At 38.4% G+C, this 23,008-nt stretch carries 21 protein-coding genes; 1 reads left to right on the top strand and 20 read right to left on the bottom strand.

The window, feature by feature from the left end:
- Nucleotides 1–15: 15 nt before the first annotated feature.
- From uxuA to C0213_04255, 3 genes are read right to left on the bottom strand one after another with little or no spacing between them, the layout of a single operon-like run.
- Entirely contained in the window at nucleotides 16–1,098 is a 1,083-nt protein-coding gene (uxuA, locus tag C0213_04265) for a mannonate dehydratase (GenBank protein AUX12811.1), read from the bottom strand.
- Complete coding sequence (locus C0213_04260) at nucleotides 1,091–2,719, bottom strand: mannitol dehydrogenase family protein (GenBank protein ID AUX11647.1); 1,629 nt, start codon at nucleotides 2,717–2,719, stop codon at nucleotides 1,091–1,093. The genes uxuA and C0213_04260 overlap by 8 nt, the downstream gene beginning before the upstream one ends.
- Before the next feature lie 21 nt (nucleotides 2,720–2,740).
- Nucleotides 2,741–4,252, bottom strand: coding sequence for an MFS transporter (locus C0213_04255; protein ID AUX11646.1), 1,512 nt, complete (start codon nucleotides 4,250–4,252; stop codon nucleotides 2,741–2,743).
- Nucleotides 4,253–4,444: 192 nt separating this feature from the next.
- Here C0213_04255 and C0213_04250 point away from each other — a divergent pair, with 192 nt between their 5' ends.
- Nucleotides 4,445–5,125 (top strand): GntR family transcriptional regulator, encoded by a 681-nt coding sequence (locus tag C0213_04250; GenBank protein ID AUX11645.1) that lies wholly within the window; start codon nucleotides 4,445–4,447, stop codon nucleotides 5,123–5,125.
- A gap of 45 nt (nucleotides 5,126–5,170) precedes the next feature.
- On the opposite strand, the gene C0213_04245 is transcribed toward C0213_04250, so the two are convergent.
- From C0213_04245 to C0213_04165, 17 genes are all read right to left on the bottom strand, one after another.
- A complete protein-coding gene (locus C0213_04245) occupies nucleotides 5,171–7,018 on the bottom strand; it encodes a hypothetical protein (GenBank protein ID AUX11644.1) in 1,848 nt (615 codons plus the stop codon).
- A gap of 319 nt (nucleotides 7,019–7,337) precedes the next feature.
- A complete protein-coding gene (locus tag C0213_04240) occupies nucleotides 7,338–7,880 on the bottom strand; it encodes a TetR/AcrR family transcriptional regulator (protein AUX11643.1) in 543 nt (180 codons plus the stop codon).
- Nucleotides 7,881–8,140: 260 nt separating this feature from the next.
- Entirely contained in the window at nucleotides 8,141–8,683 is a 543-nt protein-coding gene (gene hxlB / locus C0213_04235) for a 6-phospho-3-hexuloisomerase (GenBank protein AUX11642.1), read from the bottom strand.
- Entirely contained in the window at nucleotides 8,680–9,306 is a 627-nt protein-coding gene (locus C0213_04230; GenBank protein AUX11641.1) for a 3-hexulose-6-phosphate synthase, read from the bottom strand. Before C0213_04230 ends, hxlB begins: the two co-directional genes overlap by 4 nt.
- Nucleotides 9,303–10,265, bottom strand: a complete 963-nt coding sequence (locus C0213_04225; protein AUX11640.1) for a 2-dehydro-3-deoxygluconokinase — start codon at nucleotides 10,263–10,265, stop codon at nucleotides 9,303–9,305. The genes C0213_04230 and C0213_04225 overlap by 4 nt, the downstream gene beginning before the upstream one ends.
- 34 nt (nucleotides 10,266–10,299) lie before the next feature.
- Nucleotides 10,300–11,586, bottom strand: coding sequence for a gluconate:proton symporter (locus tag C0213_04220; GenBank protein AUX11639.1), 1,287 nt, complete (start codon nucleotides 11,584–11,586; stop codon nucleotides 10,300–10,302).
- 3 nt (nucleotides 11,587–11,589) lie between these two features.
- Nucleotides 11,590–12,339: a sugar phosphate isomerase gene (locus tag C0213_04215; protein ID AUX11638.1), complete on the bottom strand. Its 750-nt coding sequence runs from the start codon at nucleotides 12,337–12,339 to the stop codon at nucleotides 11,590–11,592.
- A gap of 17 nt (nucleotides 12,340–12,356) precedes the next feature.
- A complete protein-coding gene (locus tag C0213_04210) occupies nucleotides 12,357–12,614 on the bottom strand; it encodes a hypothetical protein (GenBank protein ID AUX11637.1) in 258 nt (85 codons plus the stop codon).
- Between the two features lie 219 nt (nucleotides 12,615–12,833).
- Nucleotides 12,834–13,814, bottom strand: coding sequence for a transcriptional regulator (locus tag C0213_04205; GenBank protein ID AUX11636.1), 981 nt, complete (start codon nucleotides 13,812–13,814; stop codon nucleotides 12,834–12,836).
- A 209-nt stretch (nucleotides 13,815–14,023) separates the two neighbouring features.
- On the bottom strand, nucleotides 14,024–16,810 hold the full coding sequence (locus tag C0213_04200) for an isoleucine--tRNA ligase (GenBank protein ID AUX11635.1): 2,787 nt from the start codon (nucleotides 16,808–16,810) through the stop codon (nucleotides 14,024–14,026).
- Between the two features lie 231 nt (nucleotides 16,811–17,041).
- The gene (locus C0213_04195) at nucleotides 17,042–17,866 is read right to left on the bottom strand and encodes an arabinan synthesis protein (protein ID AUX11634.1); all 825 of its coding nucleotides are present in this window, start codon (nucleotides 17,864–17,866) and stop codon (nucleotides 17,042–17,044) included.
- 33 nt (nucleotides 17,867–17,899) lie between these two features.
- Entirely contained in the window at nucleotides 17,900–18,688 is a 789-nt protein-coding gene (locus C0213_04190; protein ID AUX11633.1) for an RNA-binding protein, read from the bottom strand.
- 1 nt (nucleotide 18,689) lies between these two features.
- Nucleotides 18,690–18,941, bottom strand: coding sequence for a YggT family protein (locus C0213_04185; protein ID AUX12810.1), 252 nt, complete (start codon nucleotides 18,939–18,941; stop codon nucleotides 18,690–18,692).
- A gap of 33 nt (nucleotides 18,942–18,974) precedes the next feature.
- Nucleotides 18,975–19,409: a cell division protein SepF gene (locus C0213_04180; protein ID AUX11632.1), complete on the bottom strand. Its 435-nt coding sequence runs from the start codon at nucleotides 19,407–19,409 to the stop codon at nucleotides 18,975–18,977.
- 15 nt (nucleotides 19,410–19,424) lie between these two features.
- On the bottom strand, nucleotides 19,425–20,663 hold the full coding sequence (locus tag C0213_04175) for a cell division protein FtsZ (protein ID AUX11631.1): 1,239 nt from the start codon (nucleotides 20,661–20,663) through the stop codon (nucleotides 19,425–19,427).
- A gap of 27 nt (nucleotides 20,664–20,690) precedes the next feature.
- Nucleotides 20,691–22,001 (bottom strand): cell division protein FtsA, encoded by a 1,311-nt coding sequence (gene ftsA / locus C0213_04170; protein ID AUX11630.1) that lies wholly within the window; start codon nucleotides 21,999–22,001, stop codon nucleotides 20,691–20,693.
- Between the two features lie 129 nt (nucleotides 22,002–22,130).
- Complete coding sequence (locus C0213_04165) at nucleotides 22,131–22,991, bottom strand: cell division protein FtsQ (protein ID AUX11629.1); 861 nt, start codon at nucleotides 22,989–22,991, stop codon at nucleotides 22,131–22,133.
- Nucleotides 22,992–23,008: the final 17 nt, after the last annotated feature.

Below are 23,008 nucleotides of genomic sequence, written 5' to 3'. Positions count from 1 at the left end.
GTGCCGTCCCCCTTTTTAGCGATCCATTTTATCAATTGCTTCCCATAAACCGTTTAAATAGGTAATCCCCAACGCACGATCGTATAAACCGTAACCGGGACGACCGACTTCACCCCAAATCATTCGGCCGTGATCAGGACGAATGTAACCATCAAAGTGACTGTCGTGTAAAGCCTTCATGATTTCAAACATATCCAATGAACCTTCTGATGATAAGTGCGCTGATTCGTGGAAATCACCGTCTGTCATGAACTTAATATTCCGCGCGTGAACGAATGGTACCTTATTACGACCAACAAATTCGCGGATAATCGCTGGTACATCATTATCTGGATTTTCACCTAATGAACCGGTACATAAGGTAAAGCCGTTATTAGGACTTTCATACATCTTTTCAATCCGCACCATATCGTCTCTGTTTTTCATAATCCGTGGTAAGCCGAATAGTGGACGGGGTGGATCATCGGGATGAATCGCCATTTTAATCCCGACCTCTTCACAAGTTGGTAAGATGGCATTTAAGAAATAATCTAAGTTTTCAGCTAGCTTTTGTTCATCAACTGATTGATAAGCCTTGAATAGGTGTTTTACTTCGGCCAAACGTTCTGGTTCCCAACCTGGTAAAACATAGCCATTTGAATCCTTTTCAACTGATTTGATAATGTCTTCTGGATCACCTTCAACAAAACGATGTTCAAAGGCTAAATCGGTTGAGCCATCAGGTAGTTCATAAGCCAAGTTTGTCCGTACCCAGTCAAAGATTGGCATGAAGTTGTAGCAAATCACTTTAATCCCGTATTCTGCTAAATTACGAATAGTTGTCTTATAGTTTTCGATATATTGATCCCGACTTGGTAAGCCGATTTTAATATCATCATGAATATTGACCGATTCGATAACTTCTAATTTTAATCCGGCCGCTTCGACTTCTGCTTTTAAAGCCGCAATTTTTTCTTTAGGCCAAACTTCCCCAACTGGAATATCAAAGAGGGCCCCCACGACTTGTGTTGTACCTGGAATTTGTTTGATTGCTTGTAGCTTAATTGGATCATCATTTGAGCCATACCATCTAAAACCCATGTTTTGCATATTATTCAGCTTCCTTTTCAATTAATGTGTGTAATGTGGCGGCAATTGCACCTTTTTCAGCCATCATTTGACTGAAAAGTGTTTCAATCCGAGTCCCAAGCTCGATTTGATATAAATCAAGGCCAAAGATTGTTTTATTACTTAAGATTGGTTGTAACAATGCATGTGCATCAATTGCTTGTCCTAATTGAAGATCCTTCAAATCAGCTTGTAATTCACTGAGTAATGGATCAGGACTCAGGTCAAAAGCAGCCCCATTGTCATCTAGACCAACTAAGTAACGACACCAAGCAGCAATCGTCAACGGAATAAAATGAAGTTGCGTTGGTGTTAAATCAGAACGGTCAACGTAATGTTGTAAGGTAACACCGTAGCGAATCGCCATCTTTTGTGACGTATCACTGGCAATTCGTTGTGGGGTATCCGGAATAAATGGATTTGGTAATCGCTTATTAACAACTTCATCAATAAATTGTTTAGGATTAATGATGCCCGGATCCTTCACAACTGGTAGACCTTCGTGATAACCAATTTGCTTAATTAATTGGACTAAATCTGGATTTTGCATTTCTGCTGAAATTGATTGATAACCTAATAGGCAACCAAAGACTGCTAGTGATGTGTGTAACGGGTTCAAACAAGTGGTTACTTTCATCTCATCAACATCATTCACAACGTCCCGTGAGACTAAGTAAACACCGGCTTTGGTTAGATCTGGTCGTCCATTTGGAAAGGCATCTTCAATCACCAAATAGTGCGTTTCTTCAGTATTCCCAAATGGTGCGATATTCGTCCCTTTGGTTGTATGCAAAATGGTATTATCTTCTAACCCAGCTGCTGCCAATTGATCAGCAACTGTTTGTGAAGGGTTCGGCGTAATCCGGTCAATCATCGATAATGGGAAGCTAACTTGCTTGGTATCCGTTAAATAATCGATAAATTCAGCTGGTACGTGCCCTTTAGCCACCCACCCTTGGGCAACCGTCAAAACGCTCTTCTTTAAACGGTCGCCATTTTGAGAGAAGTTATCCGTACTGATCATCGCAATTGGTGTGGCCCCATTTTGATAACGATGGTAAAGCAATGCCGTCACACCGGCCATATTATTTAATGGCGCTTCTGGGCCATTTTCGATATCTTGAGCGACCATCTCTAATAAATTGCCGTTACTTTGCCATAAGTTATACCCTTTTTCAGTGATTGAGAAAGTGGCAAATTGGAGACTTGGTTTTGCAAAAATGGCCATCATTGCTTGCCAATCAGTTTGATTACTCTGGTTAAAGAAATAACTTTCCGCGACACTTGCCAATAAATGCTTTTCAAATTGACCATCAGCTTTGGTAATCACTTGTAAAATCCGATTATTATATGGCCGATAGATACGACTGACCACTTCGTCATCATAAGTTTCCGCCACGACTACGCCGCTTTTCAGTTCGCCTTGATTTAATAGAGATTGTGCAATCGCAGCGTGGAAACATCTGAAGAGGTTCCCGCCACCAAAATGAACCCAAACTGGTGCGTTATTCGTTTCTTCATCGATTGCCATTTGCGAATATTGCGGTACATTAATTGCACCTGCTTCGAAAGCTTCTTTGTGGAACCGATAATCATCTGTTAAATGAACCATTGTAAATCCCCTCTCAATCTTTTATTTAGCATTGTCTTCATTCCAAACTTGATCATACTTAAAGCCAGTTAATTCTTCGACAACTTCTTTAGCTTCAGGTGTGACATCGGCTTTTGAGCCACCTTCTTTTAGACGGTTCATTTCATCGACTAAAATATCATGCGTTTCACGATTTAACTTGAAGGTTAAAGCCACACAGAAGGCAATTAAGATTAACCCCCCCGTTCCGATAATTAAGATGCTGACGATTGTATCTTGTGTCCCAACACTTTGAACAGTTTGGCCTTCTTTATAGCCACCGGATTGTAAGACTAAGCCAACAACGAAAGTCGCAATCGCAACTGTTGATTTACGTACAAAAGTCATTACAGCGGCATAAATTCCTTCGCGATGTTGCTTGGTAACGATTTCATCTAAGTCTGGAATAAATGGAAAGACGTTCCATGGTGTAAATTCTAATGTTGCCCGGCCGACTTGATAAATTAACCCGACAATCATCAACCACATCATAATATTGTCTGGTTTAACCCGATAGATCATGTAAAAAGCACCCAACATCAGGAACATGATTGAATAACCTGATAAGAATAAGAACCGTGGGCCTTTTTTAACCATTAAGAAACCGGCAATGACGGTTACCAAAATCCCAACGAATGATAATGATAGGATGTTAGCTGAATTAGTTGCGGAAATACCTAAACAAGAAACACCGAAGTAAACGAAAATCGTATTGTAGACATCTTTACCAGTGAACGAGAATAGGTAGATCAATAAATGCTTTCTAAAACTCTTAATTTTAAGTGTTGATAGATAATCTTTAACTTGCTTTTTCAAACCGCCCCAGAGACCTAATTTAGGGGCCTTAGCAAATTCAGCTTCCATCTCAGGCGTAATTTCACGTTCCCAAGTAGCCAAATTAGATGCCATAATACATGCCGCAAAAATCAGAGCAAAAACTAAAGCATTGACAAAGTAAGCATATGAATTATGTTGCCCCATCATATTGATAATTTGGCCCGGCACAAACGTTGCTAAAAAGGTCCCCGTGGCTGAAATGAACATCCGACAAGTTGACATCTTTGTCCGTGCCTTATAATCAGTCGTCATTTCAGTTGGTAAGGTTTCCCAAGGAATTAAGACTGACGCAGCAATAATTTCAAACAATAGATAAACGATTAGATAATACCAGAAGTTCATCCCTGTAACCCACATTAAAACATATTCCAACATTAATGGTGAACCAATTAACAGCCAGAAATGGCGACGTCCAAAGCGTTTCCCTAATTTTGTTTTATAAAAGTTATCGGTCAAACTTCCCATCACTAAACTTGTGATAGCGTCTACAATTCTTGCAATCCCAATAATAGCAGCCCCTTCAACCGCAGTTAAGCCGGCAAAAGTGGTAAAGAAATAAAGTAAAAAGGCACCTACAATCGTAAACGCGGCGCCTCCCATGACATCCGTTAAACCATACGCAAGTGACCGACCAATCGTCACTTCTTTAGGCGTATAAATTCTTTTCTTCTTTTCCATCGGAATCCTCCTAATTGTTTGCTCAATAGCACACATTAACCGCTAAAAAAAATTAATAAACTGATATACTAGTATGTTTGTTTACGCTTACAATATAATCCAAAGTGAATCATGTGTCAACAGTTTTTTTACCGCTTTCATTGCCATGCTATCAAAAAACAAGTAAAATAGTTACGAGAGTGAGGCTTGAAAATGTTAATGATGAATACAACCAACATGCAACGGACCGCTTACGAGTTAATTAAACAAAAAATTTTATTAGCTGATTACATCCCGGGCCAAAAGATTTCAGAAAATATGATTACCAGCGATATCGATTTAGGTCGAACACCAGTTAGAGAAGCATTAATCCATCTAAAAAAAGACAACTTAATCGATGTTGTCCCCCAAAGTGGTTCCTATGTCGCTAAAATTGATTTAGAAAGTGCTAAAAATGCACGTTTTGTTCGTGAGAATATCGAAAAGGAAATTGTTAAAGAAGCGATTGCTAAGAGTACTGATACTATCACCCCAGAACTAGAACGAATTATTAAACTGCAAGAATATTACTATAATCAAAATGATGCACAAGGTTTTTTTGCAATGGATGATGAATTTCATAAAGCTTTTTACATCGCTGCTGATAAAGCACAGATTTGGGAGTGGCTTCAAATTCTCAATAGTCAACTGACTCGTTTTAGATGGTTACGTTTAAAAATCACCAATCTTAAATGGCAAAAACTAATTGATCAACATCTGGCAATTCTCAAAGCGGTCAAAGCCAACAATACACCACTAGCTACTAAACTAGTGGTCGATCACTTACACTTGATGCTTGAAGAACAACAAACCTTGATTGATACCTTTCCCGATTACTTTATTAATATTGATTAGCGCACACAAAAAGGTGACCTTTATAAGGTCACCTTTTTAGTTAGTCTAATTTTGCTTGCGCCCTAAAATCAATTTGAAGCCAGCTGCTGCGGTTAATAGTAAACCAGCGATTGTTACGCCTAAAACATTATTAGTGCCAGTTTGTGGCAGTTTCTTTTTACCTGTCTCTTTAACAGTTGTTTGCTGATTGGTATTTGGGGTCTTGTTAACGTGGTTATTGGGTTTATTAGGTGTTGTTGGGCGCGTTGCTGTTACATCGGCCTTCTTAGTATAAACATAGGTTACCGTTTGGCTAGCCTTTGTGTACTTGCCAGTTTTTGTACCTTCCACCTTCTTGAAGGTATAGTCGTTGATTGTTTTTTGGGTAGTTGTGTATTGATCCCCTACTTTGCCGCTTAAAATCTCTGATTTCGCAATCTCTTGACCTTTTTCATCAATGTATTTCGCTGTGACCGTTCCTTTTTCAGTAACGACCGCGGCCTTTTTCGCATAGACATACGTCACTGTTTGGTTGGCCTTCATATACTTGCCCGTTGTGGTGCCTTCGACCTTTTTGAAGGTATAGCCGTTGATTGTTTTTTGAGTTGTTGTGTATTGGTCGCCCACTTTGCCACTCAATATTTCTGTTTTTGCAATCTCTTGGCCTTTTTCGTCAACGTATTTCGCTGTGACTGTTCCTTTTTCAGTAACGACTGCGGCTTTTTTTGCATAAACGTATGTCACTGTTTGGGCTTGCTTCGCATAGGTTCCAGTAGCTTCGCCTTGTACTTCTTTTAATGTATAACCAGCAATATCCTTTTGAACAGTCTTATATTGTTCACCTAAATCGCCTTTGAGGGTTTCTGACTTTGCTAATTCTCGACCCTGTTCATCAACATATTTCGCTGTTACAGGTAAGGCTTGGTTATCATAATTGGTGTAGAATAACCAGTTTGTATCGTTATACATATCATCTTCACCGGCTACATAGGTTGAACTTGTCTGATTAGCTGGAATTGTTAGCATATTCGTATTAACATCAAAACCAGGTTGTTGGTGTTTTTTAAATACTGCCAATAAATCAGGCGAAATCACCCGACTTAAATCAACTGTTTTTGAGCCATTTGGTTGGCTTTGAGCAACACCTCTCAAATCAATGACGATGTGCCCCGTATGCTCATCAACGTATGGGCAACCAATGTATTGCGTCATTCCCGCTGAGATATAAACCGTTTCGTTTTTCACTGAATGAAAGGCTGAAACTAGATTAGGACATTCTCTAACGTCAATTTCTGTCAAATTAGGGCTTCCATTATAATCGATCTCAGTTAATGATGTCATGCCGCGTAAATCTAATTTTGTTAATTCTGAAAAACTAACATCTAAGTTTGATAGATGGGTTAATAATTTAATCCCCGTTATATCTTTCACACCAGTATTATACAAGTTAAGTGATGTTATCTTTGCTAATTCGGTTGGTGATAAAGCATCGTCTTTGTCCGAATCAAATTGACTGACCTTTTTTCGCAACCCCGCGTCTGGAAAATTGGCAGGCGTCAAGGCAACACTGCCAGCTTGTTGGGTTGCAGTTGGTATTGCTTTTGTTTGACTAACTGATTGCTGCGTGTGTTGTGTGGCCACAGGCGTGACTGATTTAGCGCTGATTGATTGACTGGTTGGTTGTTGAACTGTTGATTTGGGTGCCAGTGCCACAGCGCTCACTGTTGTTGCTGAACTTGTAGTGGCGCCATTAGATTGATGCGTTGAAGTGACACGACTACTATTGGCAACGGTCTTGGTTTGTTCTGTTTGATCCGTAGCTGTTTTTTGATTTGCTGTGTCAGCTAATACGGTCCCCGTATTTAGTGTGCTTAAAACCATACTCGATAATAAAATTGTCTGGTAGCTTTTCATATTTTACCCCTCCATAATTATCTCGATACTCAAGATTTTTTTATTATAGCATAGGAAAATAGCTGATATGGCGTCGTTTCATAGGTAAAATAGTCAGCTAGATAACCGTTAATTTAAATAGCGTTAATTAGTTTTTATTAATAACGTTGTTGAAGATATCGCATAAAAAGCCCGGCCAATGGCCGGGCTTTTTATCATGGTTATTGCGCTTTTTTTTAATATTGGTACACTCTTAGTTTACCAAATCATGATTTGGTCACCACTGACAAACAAGGCAACTTGTTCTAATCCCGAACAAAACACTTCATTTGTACAGTTATTATTTCATCAGACGTTCAATTTGACGTAAATTAAAACAGACGCGCACATCAATGGCCTCGCCTGGTTCCTTTAAATTCCCCTCAAACCACCGATCAATTTGGTTAACGAGTGCCCCACTGTAAAAGCTTTCAAAGTCTTTCAACTCTGTGTCGGTGTAGTGAGCTCGATATTTTTCAAGTACTTGTTTAAAGACAGTCGTTGTGAAGGATTCAAAGAAAGCACAACGTTCCATTTCATCCGAGAAACGATAGATATTTAAACAAAATTCAGGATAACGCGTCACAAAGTGGACCATCTCATGACAGCCCTCTTCCCAGTGGCCGGCGCAAATCGCCTGCCTTACCAGCGCTAGTACCTCTTGTTCTAATGTCCATCTAAACAGACCACACATCCCATTTGGGAAATGATAATAAAAGGTCGTTCGCGAGACCTCTGCCTGTTCTAAAAACTCGGCGACGGTTAATTTTCGTTGCCGTTTCTTTGATAATAATTGCATTAAATTTAATGCCATATGTTGCTTCATAACTTGTCCTTGCCCCATTTACCCACCCCTTCTTAATTTTTCCTATTCCAGTTTATCAAAAAATAGCATTGATGTATGTCAAATTAGTAAAGACTTATTTAACACAAATGTGAGCGTTATCTAATTGCCATTGATATTCCATTTATCTTAAAAATATAAAAAGGTGCTAGGATAGCGGTTATCTACCCTAGCACCTTTTTTAAGTTTTAATCATTATAAAATTAATAACGTATACCTATAAATATTCTTATTCTTATATATTAGTTACTACAAATTAATTATTCTAAATTAGAATGGGTTGTCTTAGCTTGTTCGTTTGAGATATTATCTCTTAAACTGATTTTTAAAACTAATGCATCTAATGTGATGTGCACACTCTGATCAAATAACGTACTCAATAATTGAATTGATTTAACGCTATCATCATTTTTAGTCGCACCAGGTACAATAATTGCTTGATCGGCAACCTTTGCTAATTGAGAATCTTTGTTACTGGTTACGCCAATTACTTTTACACCAATTTTTTTGGCATTCACGGTTGGTTCTAAGACACTCTTAGTTGATCCAGATCCTGATACAGATACTAAGACATCCCCGTCAGCAATCGAGGGTGTAATTGTTTCACCAATTACAAAAACTGTATAGCCGATATGCATTAATCGCATTGCGAAACCTTTAGCCATTAATCCTGACCGGCCAGCACCTAAAATAAAAATTCTTTTATCTTTAGTAATTAGTCCTTCTGCTTGGTCTAATTCTGCATCGCTAACCTGTCCAATAACAGTGTTAATTTCACTCATAATTTCATTTAGTAAACTCATTTTATTACCTCCATAAACTTGGTCGCCGCTTCGATTGAATTACGACTATTCATAATACTACCACCAACTATAATTCGATCAACAATAGCTTGCTTATTTAGCTTTTCTGCCTGATCTAAATTAATTCCCCCAGCGACAGCAATATTCTTAATTTCTGGGAAATTAGTATGAAATTCTGAGACTGCTTTGACCGCATCAAAATTCTGATTCTTATTATCATAGGAATAATGTAAATTAAAAATAGCTTCATCAAACTGTTTTAATTGGTTGATTTTATCATTATTGGTTTCTAATAAGTCAATTAGGATCATTTTTTTAGCACTCATTGCCAGGTTATATGTTTGTTTAAGGGTATCGATTGAGGCACTTCCCATCACAGTTAAACTATCCGCATTAGCTGCGTACCCTTTTTCAAATTCATAAACGCCTTCATCAATTGCCTTTAAGTCAAATAATAGCTCTGAATGGACAACCTTCGATTTAAAATCGCTTAAAGCAAATAGTCCGTATTCCTTAATTAAAGATGTCCCGATTTCAATAATATCCACAATACCATCAAGCTGTTGAATACTTTGATAAGCATCCTCTAGTGTTACTCTATCAATTGCAACTTGTAATTTCATTTTTCTTGAACACCTTTCATTTGGTAAAAAGCACTTAGTTGTTCGACAGTTGGGTAACCGTCATTATCTCCTGGTGTTTGAACTTGTAAGGCACCAACTGCATTCCCACGTAAGACAGCCGATTCAATCGATTTTCCATCGAGAATTGCTGTAATCACTCCTAACGCAAATCCATCACCAGCACCAACAGTATCAACTACTTTATCAACTTTAAAACCTTTAATTAAGTTTGTTGAACCATCCTTATTTTTAATAAAAGCACCCTCCGCACCAACTTTAACAATCACAGTTTTAGTTCTGTTACCCTTCAAATAAAAATCAGCAATTTCTTCTGGATCATCACTGCCCATTAAAATCTTACCTTCTTCAACACCGGGTAAGACAACATCCGCGTAAGCTGCCAATTCATTAATTGTTGTGCGCATCACCTCTTCATTATCCCATAATGAAGGTCGTAAGTTAGGATCAAAGGTAATAAATTTATCTTCTCGAACTAATTTTTCTAATAAATTTCTGAATGTTTGTTCCGCAGTTGCTGAAATAGCTGGAAATATTCCTGACATATGGGCAATCTTAACGTCTGTTAAATCAATATTATTTATAACTTCACTATTAAGATGGGCAGCTGCTGAGCCTTTTCGATAATTAAATGTCGCTGGATCACCTTTAGATACAAGTTGCTTTATTTGATGTCCCGTCCAATAATCTGCATCTTCACTAATGTATCGAGTTCCCACGCCATGTTCAGCAATTGTTGCTTTAACGAAGTCTCCAAATGGATCCGAGCCAACTTGCGTAATATAGTCGACTGTATGCCCTAAACGTTTAACACCGATTGCAACATTTAATTCGGCCCCACCTAATATCTTTTGAAAATTGGTTGCTGCTGCAAGACTCTGATCAATATCTTTTGAGGCAAAACAAACTAATGGTTCTCCAATTGTAATAACTTCGCTCATAATTCTTACATCCCTTCATATTTAATAAATCAATTTAACCAAAGAAATAATAAACTAAAATTTCATTAATAATGGAAACGCACCACATTATGGGCACACCATGCTTCAGTAAATCTTTTGATTGAACTTTCATATAATCCAAACCCCAAACATTCCATGATTGGGTCAGATCGGTTGATACTGCTAGTAGCGTTGGTACATATAGTAAAGGTAATAAAAATGCGTCATTAAACAGTCCAGTTCCTGAAAGAACGGCTGCGGTAGCCGCACCGGCCCCCCAAACATGTAATGGGCCTCTAAATAACGCTAATGGTGCTAATACTCCTAAGGCTAACGCTAAAATCAAATGGTTATGTGGCAAAATAATACTAAAAATAGTTTGGAATCTAACTGCGTTAAGTTGCGCAGCACCCGCAAACATTACCAGTGCCATTAAAAACATAATTAAGCCAGCGATATCGGAAATAGACTGTTGAATCGTACTATTTGTAAAACGTATGAATTTTTTATACCCCTTCATATTACCGGTAATCCCAATTGCAATCAATGTTGCCAAGATTAGTGCTGGAATTGCATCCCATTTAAAGAGCATATTCATAACAACCGGAATAATCGGTACGATAAATGCAATTTTAGGTATCTTGATTGCTGGTGAATCAATCCTAGATTCACCCACTATGTCGAGATTTTCCTGAATGTTTTGTTGATTGAATTTATGCCGATTGATTGTCAAAAAAATGATAACAGCAATTAATTGAACGGCCATCGCTATCCAACCAAACACTAAATATTTTCCACCATAGACTGCGGTTGGGAAAAAAGCTTTAATTTGGTTAAACAAAACAACATTGATGTACATTGGAGCACCAATCGATAGTACAAATGCAGTTAATGCAATATCTCTAGGAATTCCTAAAGATAACATAATTGGTAGTAAAATAACTCCAATTGCAATTACCGAACCGACACCATAGGCACTAACGAATATAAAAGCCGTAACTAATACAATTAAGATTGCAGCAATTAACGGCCGCTTTTTTCCAACCTTATTAGTTGTTTCTGAAATAGCAGGTGCAATGCCACTCTCGACTAGCACTCGACCAAACCAAGAGCCAAATGCGATATAGATAATTGTAGAACCATAATTAAGTGCAGGTTCTGCAAATATCTTTTGAACAGCCTTATCAAACGGAATTTGCCCAATGATTGCCCACAGAATTGCCATTACGAAAAAACCAACCATTAGATTGCCACCTTTTAGTATATAGACAATAAATCCAGCAAAACTAATTAATAGTAAAATTGGTATTATAGTAGCCATACTTCATTCTCCTAGTTTCTTTTTCAGTAACAAAATTTGCGACTCAACTAGTGCATCATTTTCCATTGGATATTCAATCGCACACGGTGCATCTTGTGGTAAATGATCTAGTACTCGCCGCCAATCATACATACCCTGTTCTAAATCTGACGATGTCTTTAGATTATCTGTACTATCAGCTAATGTATTCTTCAAATGAATGTAGTCTGTATAAGGCGCTAATAAATCTGCACTTGCAATTGGATCTTGCTTAGTAAAAGCCCAATTACCAAGATCATAAACAAAACCAACTCGAACATTATTTTCTTTAGCACAACTTAAAAATTTAATCAATGCATCAGCTGAACCGCTCAATTTTGTTTGATCATTCTCAATATTCATGGTTATTTGTTCTAATGGAAATGCGCTGAATACCTCGGCCAAATCACCATTAAATTTATTAAAACTGCCAAGGTTAAACTTAATCTTATCAATTCCCATTAGTAACCCTTCATCAAAATAGGTCATTAATTCCGGATTTAAATCACCATTCTCGAGAAAAATCTGGTCTGGCACACTATAATTAACAATCAGACCGGACTCTTGCGCTTTACTGGCGATAATTGGTAGCTCTTCAGTAAAACTAGTAAAATATTCTCTTCTAACTTCGATACCGTCAACCTTCAACTTAGCGACTCTATTAATAAGATCACTTTGCTTAATACCTTTTTTTATATCATTTTCAAATATCCAAGTATTTAAAATAACTGTCATGTCTTAATCCTCCAATATTAATATTTATTAAGATTCTTAACCTTGTTCATAAGTTTTTCAAAGCTCATATCTTCAAACTTCTCTTCATCTGAACCTTCGAAGTTGCTTCTTTCTATTTCATTAAAATTTTCTGCCAGATAATAAGCCGTTAAATAGGCTGCTAGGTATTTCTTAGCTGTTTTTACCATATCTTGATCTGTAAATTCTGCCCCTACCGTCGTAGAAGCAAAACCTAATGCGAATTTATCTAAATCTAAGAATGTTCTCTTAGCCATGCAGAAACCCCCTGATATTAAATGTATAAGCGCTTACAAATAACAGTGTAAACGTTTACCTTGCATTTTTCAATAGAATTACAGCATTTTATGCTTTTTTTATTCTAAAAAACCGCAAATTAGGGTAAACGTTTACCAACGGAAAATTATTCTCCATAAAAAATAGCCCTAAAAATTCGATTGACTACTGAATTTTTAGGGCTCAGAAAACGATTCGTATTATTTAAATTTTCCCGATATTATTATTTTTTGTGGTCTATCAGTCTTACCTGTACTTAGCTCATCAAATAAAAGCTCAGCCGCACTAGCACCTTGAAGATAGGGATTCTGGTTAATTAAAGATACCAATGGATTTATTGCCTTTATAACATCTGTATCAGAAAATCCAGTAATTGCTACTCCGTAACTATTCATAAATCCATCAGCCATTAATCGTGGAATCAGGTGTAATAACCATCGTTCTTTTAACGAAAATATTACGGTTCGTTCATTAGAACTGATTAGGATATTTTTTAAAGTATCATAAGTATCATTTAACTTAAGATCTTTTTCCGAAACTTCTACTAACATACTATTATCACAAACTGATTTTATACCCGCATACCGTTCCTCACGTGTTGATATCCCCACTATTTCTCCAGTTACAATGACAACTTTTTCGTATCCTTGTCGCATATAGTAATTAGTAACTTTTTTACTAATATCAAAATTATTAGTTCTAACTGTAGAAACCGTAGCATCACTTAATTCACGATCAACAGCTACAATGGGAATTTCTCTTTTTAATGCCGTTTTTATCTCTGACTCTTTATTCGTTATCGGCTGAATAATTAATGCATCAAATAACTTTTCTCCAACAATTTTAATCAACTCTAATTCTCTTTCTTTATTAGAATTAGAATCAAATAAAACTGCTGTATAACCCTTCGCATCTAAAATCGAACTTATTCCTTTGAACATTTCGGTTGCAAAATAATCATCGATATCGGCAACAATAACCGCGATTAATTTACTTTTTCTAGTAATCATTTGTCGCGCCGCGTCATTGGGAACGTAACCTAATTCCTGAACTGCGTTCTGCACTCTTAAAGCCGTTTCTTTTGACATCCGTTCCGTCTTACCGTTTAAAAATCGTGATACAGTTGCGATTGATACATTTGCTTTAGCTGCAACGTCTTTAATATTTACTTTAACAACCATCTTTTCATCCAATCATTAATTAATTTCTATTCTTATAATTATAACTACTTTTTGATTAAAAAGTAAATCAGTTAGAGATTAGTACTTTAATGATACGCTTAAAATTACTTATTATATTACCAGTTACCATTTGACTCACCACTCGATAAACATAAAAAAGGCCCATCCATAAATGAATTGGGCCTCCAAAATACATGTTAGCATCATGTTTATTTTTCTAAACCTTCAGCAACTGCTTCTGGGTAGTTGGCTGTCACAATCGCAGCACAACGCGCACAAAGCATTGGGAACTTGTCGTCTGAACCGACGTCGGTCTTAACCATCCGACAACGATCACAAACATCACCCTCAGCATGCGCCACACTAACCGCAATGCCGTCAAATTGGGTGGCTTCAGCTGGCACTTCTGAGGCTTGATCTGCAATTGTTAATTGTGAGACAATCAATAATTGTTTCACATCAGCATCCAATGAAGCTAATAAAGCAGCATTGGTTTCGTTTGGATAAAGTGTGACAGCCGCTTCTAATGACTTACCGATGACCTTGTCCATCCGGGCTGTTTCAAGGGCTTTTAAGACATCATCCCGGATACCCATGAAGGCATTCCAAGTTTCAACTAAGTCTTCTTCACCAGCAAAATGGGTTACTTCTGGCATTTCAGCTAATTGAACGAATTCTTCTGGTTCGTGTAAGTAGCTCCAGATTTCTTCAGCTGTATGTGGCAAGATTGGTGTCAATAACTTCGTCAAGGCAACTGTTACGGCATAGAAAACAGTTTGCATGTTACGACGAGGCGCATCATTTTGACCATCAATATAAACAACGTCTTTAGCGAAATCTAAGTAGAAGGCTGATAATTCATTCGTCAAGAACATGTTGATTGTCTTATAAACTGTGGCAAAGTCATAAGCATCATACGCCGCTTTACAGCTGGCGATGATTGCGTTTAAGCGCACCAACATGAACTTATCAACTGAACCTAATTCTGCGTAATCAACTGTATCTTTAGCCGGGTCGAAGTCAGTTGTGTTAGCAATCATGAAACGCATTGTGTTCCGAATCTTACGATAAGCTTCACTGACTTGTTGGAAGTTTTCCATTGTCACTTTCACATCTGAGCTAGCATCAACTGAGGCGACCCAGAGACGGACAATATCTGCACCCATTTGTTTGATGATCTTTTCAGGTAAGATCGTATTACCAAGTGATTTACTCATCTTACGACCATTACCGTCTAAGACGAAGCCTTGTGAGATAACAGCTTTATAAGGGCTCACTTCGCCAACCGCCACACTTGTGATTAAACTTGAGTTAAACCAACCACGATATTGATCTGAACCTTCTAAGATTAAGTCTGCTGGATAAGTTAATTCATCACGAGCCGCTAAAACAGCTTGATGTGATGAACCTGAATCAAACCAAACATCCATGATATCTTTTTCTTTTGTAAATTCACCATTTGGGCTACCAGGATGGGTAAAGCCAGCTGGTAATAAGTCTTTAGCATCCCATTCAAACCAAACGTTTGAACCGTGTTCTGCAAAGAGTTGCGCCACACGTTCGATTGTTTCTGGTGTGATGATTTCTGTCCCGTCTTCAGCGTAGAAGATTGGTAATGGCACACCCCATGCCCGTTGACGAGAGATAACCCAATCGCCACGATCGCGGATCATGTTGTAAAGACGGGTCTTACCCCATTCTGGCATGAATTCAACTTTTTCGATTTGTGCCAAGATTTGATCGCGGAACGCATCGATTGAGGCGAACCATTGGGCTGTTGCCCGGAAGATAACGGGTTTCTTTGTCCGCCAGTCATGTGGGTAACTATGCGTGAAGAAGTCAAGTTTCAATAATGAGCCGTTCTTTTCAAGCGCTTCTGTCACCATTGGGTTGGCTTTATCGTAATAAACACCTTCAAAACCAGGGGCATCTTCAGTCATAATCCCTTTGCTATCAACGACTGACAGCACTGGTAACTTGTATTTAGTCCCAGCGTTATAATCATCTTCACCGTGACCTGGTGCCGTATGCACCAAACCAGTCCCAGTTTCTAATGTGACGTGGTTCCCTAGAATTACCAATGATTCACGGTCATATAATGGGTGGCGGGCTGTCATTAATTCCATGTCAACACCCTTGAACGTCTTCAAGATTTCAACTGATTCCCAACCAAGAAGATCGGTCATCTTGTTCAAACGTTCTGCAGCAACCACGTATTTTTGACCGTCAGCTAATACTTGAACATAATCGAAAGCTGGGTTAACCGCAATCCCTAAGTTAGCAGGAATTGTCCATGGCGTTGTTGTCCAGATGATGAATTTTGTGTCAGCATCTAATAAATCTTTACCATCAACCACGTTAAACGCAACATACATTGATGGTGACTTGATGTCTTTGTATTCAATTTCAGCTTCCGCTAAGGTTGATTCTGATGAAGGTGACCAGTAAACTGGCTTCTTACCTTTATAGATATAACCTTTTTTAGCCATTTCACCGAAGACCCGAATTTCTTCAGCTTCGAAATCAGCTGTTAACGTAATGTATGGGTGATCCCAATCAGCAGAAATTCCCAGGCGTTTAAAGTCTTCGCGTTGTTTGTTGACTTGTTCCATGGCATAGTCGTAACAAAGTTTACGGTAGTCAACAAGGCTCATTTCCTTCCGCTTGATACCCTTTTTAGCCAAGGCTTGTTCGATTGGCAAACCATGTGTATCCCAACCAGGGACAAAAGGTGCCCGGAACCCGTTCATTGATTTGTAACGAACGATGATATCTTTACTGGTTTTATTTAAGGCATGACCCATGTGGATATTGCCGTTTGCAAATGGCGGGCCATCATGAAGCACGAATGATGGTTTGCCTTCATTTAATTTTTGCCGTTGTTGATAAAGGTTGTTATCGGCCCAACCCTTTTGCCAATCGATTTCACGATTAGGCAAACCTGCTCGCATTGGGAAAGCTGTCTTACCCAAGTTTAATGTTTCTTTGATACGCATTAAATCACTCCTCAATTTTTTAAAACAAAAAAAGACTCCGCCCGCTATAGGACGAAATCTTCGTGGTACCACCTAATTTTGAGAGTCTAAGACCCTCCTTAAGATGCGTTAACGGGCATTGACCGTTTCAAACTACTTGGTTCATCTGAAAAACAACAAGGTGATACACACTAAATAGAGCATTACCAACCTTCCACCAGTCGTTGGCTCGCTTAAATGTTATTTAATTTGTTAATTCTTGTTATTGTCTGTTAATGGTTCGCTATCGTCTTCTTCAATCGGATTATAGCTATAGTCATTATGAACTTCTTCTGAATGAATTTCATCGTCTAAAGTATCAGCTTTAACTGCTGGTGCTTCAGGTGTTTCTTCTTCAGTTACTTCAGGCAACTGATCATCAGGGAAAACAATCGTGTGGGTTGTTTGGTCAGAAAAGTCATCTGTTGTAATATCGTCCCATGGTTTAACTACTGTCTCTGAGTCTACTAGATTATGCTTCTTGCTGTCAAGGTCTGTCAGGTCAATTTCTGCAGATAATGCTTCATGACCAGCTAAATCATCTTTAGATAATAGGTCCGTCCATTCAGGACTCTTAACAACTTCTAATTGTGATTCAAGCATCACTTGTAATCTTTGACGGAAAACGCGTGTTTGTTTCTTCAAGTCATCTGTTTCAATAGCGATTTGTTTAGCACGTTCCGTTGCATCTTCAATAATATGGTTGGCTTTTTCAGTCGCATCATTCAAGATTGATTTAGAATTCTTTTCTGTTTCAGTTTGAATAATTTCTGCTTCTCTTTTAGCATTTTCTTTAACTTTATCAGCTGCTTCTTGGGCCACAATAATTGATTGGTTCAAGGCATCTTTTAATTCGTTAAAGTAAGTCACTTTTTCGTCACTTGATTTTAATTCTGCTTTCAAAGCATCATTTTCATTTAAAACTGATTCGTAATCCTTAATCACTTGATCTAAAAAGTCATTAACTTGATCAGGATTATAACCCCGCATCTTATTACCGAACTCTTTGTTATGAATATCTAAAGGTGTTAAAACCATTCTGAAATCCCTCCGTCATTTTCAACATTTCTATTATTTTCTCAGAATACCTAGTGTCACACGGTACTTTTCTTTACGTGTTTGACCATCAATTGATTTGAGCTGGATTCGACCATAGCCGCGCACAGAAATGATGTCTAATAAGTCTAATTCAAAATCAGGCTTGTCAAAGGCTTGCCAATTTAACTTCACTTTATTGCCTTGAACCAGCTCTTTGGCACGTTGCCGTGACATATTGTACACGGCTGCGATGATTGTATCTAATCGAAATGAACTGACTAGTAGCTGTTCAAATTGCCAAGCTTCCTTGGGGATAATCAACTCGGTATAAGCCTGTTCTTCAAGATGAACAGTAACTTTACCGATTTTCGTAATCTGACTGACTACATAATCAGCCATCTTAGTTGTGACGAAAAATTGCCACCGTTGACCGTCCGTCATGATATCGCCAAACACGTTCCGATCAATACCAGCGTTGACTAATGTCCCTAAAATTTTACCATGTGAAAGCTGTGCAAATTTAATTGGATAACGAATTTCAAAGAGTTGGATTTCAAAATCGGCTTCCTCAGGTTCAAAATAAGTTGGTGCAATCAACGCACGTTGTCGTTCAGCGGCATTATAGCCACCATTAAAATGGTATTTAAGCTCACCCTTTTCACCAATTAAGGTTTGTAAGATATAAGCCTGTCTAGGGTCTAAAAAATCTGTTAGTATTGCGCGGTATTCAGTTGTTGCTTGTTCAATCCAATCGAGAACTTGTGCAACAAATGGCGCTTCACTTTTTCTAAAGTGCTGATAAACTGCTTCGCTATCCGCCATCTTAATAATACCCCGTGACTAACAATTGAATAATAGTTCCTAAGCCACGTTCGACTAAATACAAGACAAAGCCAGCAATAATGGCGGAAAATCCAATTCCTCCAATTGCTGGTATGATCCGATCAAAAACCCCTAAGAATGGTTCAACCAATCTCGCAAGTAACTGACCTAATTTAGAATCCATTGCACCTGGAATCCAGGTTAATAGACAATAAATAAAGATGATCCCCACATAAATCCTTGTGGCTTGCATTAGGAACATTAATAAGTAGATTACAAATTGCACTTAGTTCACCTCAGAATCAAAATCATTTTGATCGATAATATCCGATAAATTACCGTCAATTTCATAGTTTGGTGGCGTACATAAAAAGATTTGTTCACCGACCCGTTGAATTTCGCCATTAATTGCGAAAACAGTCCCGGTCAGAAAATCAATTATGCGTGACGCTTGCGCACCCTCAATTCTCGTAAAATTGACAATAACAGCTTTATTTTCGAGTAAATGCTTACCGACTTTTTTGGCATCGGAGTAAATACGTGGTTCGCAAAGTACGATTTTATTCATCTTAGCATTGCCTGCGGCGGTCATTGAAATAATATTATCCGGACGTGATGTTGGACTGACTTCATCAGTTGTATTGGTTCCTTGCAGATCAGTTGAATAATCTTCATCTTCTGTCATGCCGAAAAAATTACTGAAACTAAATTTACCAGCCATCAGTCATCCTCCTAATTATTTACGACGTCGTTTAAAGAATGGGGGTACATCATTATTATCTTGTTTGGTATCCACAGTGTCACTGTCTACTTGTGCTGTCCGTTTGAAGATGTCGAAGTCTTTCTTTTCAACTTCATCAAATTTTTCAGTAGCTTTAGCTTGTTCGCGTGGGTTAGGTTCACGACGCATGTCCCAATTGCCGAAAGGATCATCATTAGCCGTTGGTTTAGGTGTACTAGGTTGTACGGGTTGGCTAGTGGTTTGAGTCGCTTCGGGACGTTTTGGTGTCTTACCATCGTTATCGATCCCAGTTGCAATGACAGTTACGACCACTTCGTCTCCAAGGTTTTCGTTAATTGATGTCCCAAAGATCAAGTTGACTTCACTTGTTGCCGCTTGTTGAACGATACCGGCAGCATCTTGCGCTTCAAATAATGATAAGTCTGGGCCACCAGTGATGTTTAAGAGGACTTGTTCTGCGCCATCGATTGAAACTTCCAATAATGGTGATGAAATAGCCTTCTTCGTTGCTTCTGCTGTCCGGTTTTCACCAGTCGCTGAACCAATCCCCATCAAGGCAGAACCTTGGTTGGCCATCACGGTTTTAACATCAGCGAAATCCAAGTTAACATAACCAGGTGAAGTGATTAAATCAGAAATGCCTTGAACCCCTTGACGTAAAACATTATCAGCTTCATGGAAAGCTTCTAACATTGGTGTCTTCTTGTCAACAATTTCAAGTAAACGGTTATTAGCAATAATGACTAATGTATCAACGTGTTGTTTTAATTCAGCAATCCCTGAAGCAGCGTTTTTACCACGTTTAGGACCTTCAAATGTAAATGGTCGTGTAACAACCCCCACCGTCAATGCGCCTAAGTCTTTAGCAACTTTAGCGACCACTGGAGCAGCACCGGTACCAGTACCGCCACCCATACCGCCTGTAACGAAGATTAAATCAGCGCCTTTTAAGGCTTCTGCTAAAACTTCTTCGCTTTCTTCAGCAGCTTTTTGGCCAATATCAGGTGTTGAACCGGCCCCTAAACCACGTGTTAATTTAGGTCCTAATTGGATTTTAGTTTCTGCTTTTGAATCTTCGAGCGCTTGTACGTCAGTATTAGCCGCGATAAAATGAACGCCTTTTACACCTTCATCGATCATTCGGTTAACGGCATTGCCACCAGCACCGCCGACACCAATTACTTTAATAACTGCGCCATTGTTTTCTTGTTCCGCATCTAATGAATATTCCATATGCTTTTCCTCCTGTAACGACTAGCCCTATTCAAAAAAGTTACTAAAGAAACTTTTTAGGCCTTCGAATGTATGCTTTGATTCAGTTTTATGTTTCTTTTGTGGTGCTTCTTTAGGTGTCGCTTGAGTCTTAGCAGTTGACTTCGTTACTGTTTGACGTGCTTCAAATTGCTCGACATTGCCAAGCGCACTTTGAACCAGCCAATCCACTTCCGTCAAGTTAGCTATGTAGTTAATTAAACTTAACCCTTGCGCAAACGAAGGATGACGTAATCCCATTTGATCTGGAATGTAGAGTTTAACCGGACAATTAAAAACTTCCTGAGCTAAATCAACAATTCCAGGTAAAGCTGTCACACCGCCAGTCATAATAATTCCGCCCGGCATATCGAACGCATTGACTTTATCCAAGGCCGCCTTGAGGCGATCAAAGATTTGCATCATCCGTGCTTCGATAATTTCAGCTAGTTTCTTCTCCGTGATTTGAATGGGCGCGGTTTGACCGACGACTTCGATTGGAATTTGTTCTTCCTCTGAAGCAACTAGTGAATCAGCATTCCCATAATCACGTTTGGCTTTTTCTGCATTTTCAATTGATGTATTTAAGACCACTGAAATATCTTTGGTGATATGGTCGCCACCTTCTTGGTCAATTGCAGTAAATTTTAATTGATGATCATGAATAACCGCTGCAGTACTTTGACCGCCGCCTAAATCCACAATAATCGCACCAAAATCTTGTTCACCATCTGATAGTGCTAATTTACCTAATGCTAATGGATTAACAACTAATTGTGATAGTTCAAGACCTGCTTTTTCAATACATTTTTTTAAATTATGAATCATTGTCTTAGGTGCCGTGAATAAAATTCCTGACATCTCAAGTCTGACACCCATCATCCCGCGAGGGTCTTTAATCCCGTCAAAACCGTCTACCGTAAATTGCATCGGGAGGACGGTTAAAATTTCGCGTTCTGGTGGCAAGTTCCGTACTAAAGCAGCACTTGCGACATCTTGCACATCTTGACTGGTGATTTCTTTTGATTGATCAGAAACAGCAATCATCCCTTGGCATTCTTCAATTTGTAATAAGTTAGCTGGGATGCCTGCAACAACTTGTGTAATTTCAATATTTGCTTTTTGCTCTGCTTGTTGAACGGCTTGTTGAATAGCGGAAACTGCTTGATCAATATCGACAATTGTCCCGCGACTCAACCCATTAGATCTTGCCGACCCAACACCAATCACGTTTAATTGTTTATTCATTGATTCTGCAACAATAACTTTAATTGAAGTAGTTCCAACATCAAGCCCAACATATATATTTGAATTCTCCATTAAATATGTGGAACCTCCTTGCATTCAATTAGAATAAAATGATTCCTATGCTAAATAGTACCACATTTAGACTACGTTTAGAAAGTCTTAGAATGTTATTTGAAGCCTATTAACTAATAATTTAAGCGATTACGACTTCGATTGCTTAAATAATTTTGAATACGCACCCACTTCAAGGTCAATTTTTCCTTTACCGTCCATTTGTTTCACTAAAACTGGATAATATTTAATCTTTTTGGCTAACGTTCTCAAATCACCAATCACTTCATTACCATCGTTCATATATAAGTGAACTTGATAAGGATTATCGTTTTGGGCCGTTAAACGAATCTCGGAAACCGCACTTTGAATACTATCCGGAATATCATTATAGAGTTTAAGGCCTAGTTTCAAATAACGGTCATTTTTAAAATGGCTATACACTGGACTATTTCCCAATGATTGAGTCATTTTCGTTTTTAAAATGGTCCCATTTTCTAAAATTGGGTAATATTGCTTATGTTTAAACATGTACCCCACCGTCTTATATTCTGAAACATTAATTGCCACATGATTCATTTGACTCACTTGTAGGTTAACCTGTCTAATTTTAGGCAATTTCTTTTGAATGTTGGCTTTGGCTTTATTATGCTGCATTAATTGCCACAACACATTATCGCCGAGTTGAATACCACTTGCATTAATCACCTGTTGATCAGGCACCGATTTAGTGCCATTGACCGATAACTGTTGAATATCACTCTTGGTTGAAATGAAATAAGTGGCGGTCAAACTGCCTAGCGTAAAAATCCCTAAAATGACCACTAGTTGCCATCTAATCTTTTTACCACGTTGTTTCTTTAACTGCGGTAATTGGTTGGTAATTGTGGGGCGCCCGGGTTTTAAGCGTTGTCGACGCTGCCGCTTCCAACGCTTAATCTGGTAGGCGCGCCACACCTTTAATAACTGTAGCGGATCATGTGACCCGAGCTGCTTTTTATTATTTTTCAAGTCACACGCTTCTTTCT

The sequence above is a fragment of the Latilactobacillus sakei genome, assembly GCA_002953655.1.
Lineage (GTDB): Bacteria > Bacillota > Bacilli > Lactobacillales > Lactobacillaceae > Latilactobacillus > Latilactobacillus sakei_A.
Note: the sequence above shows the minus strand (reverse complement) of the source record. Positions and strands in the feature narration are given on the sequence as shown.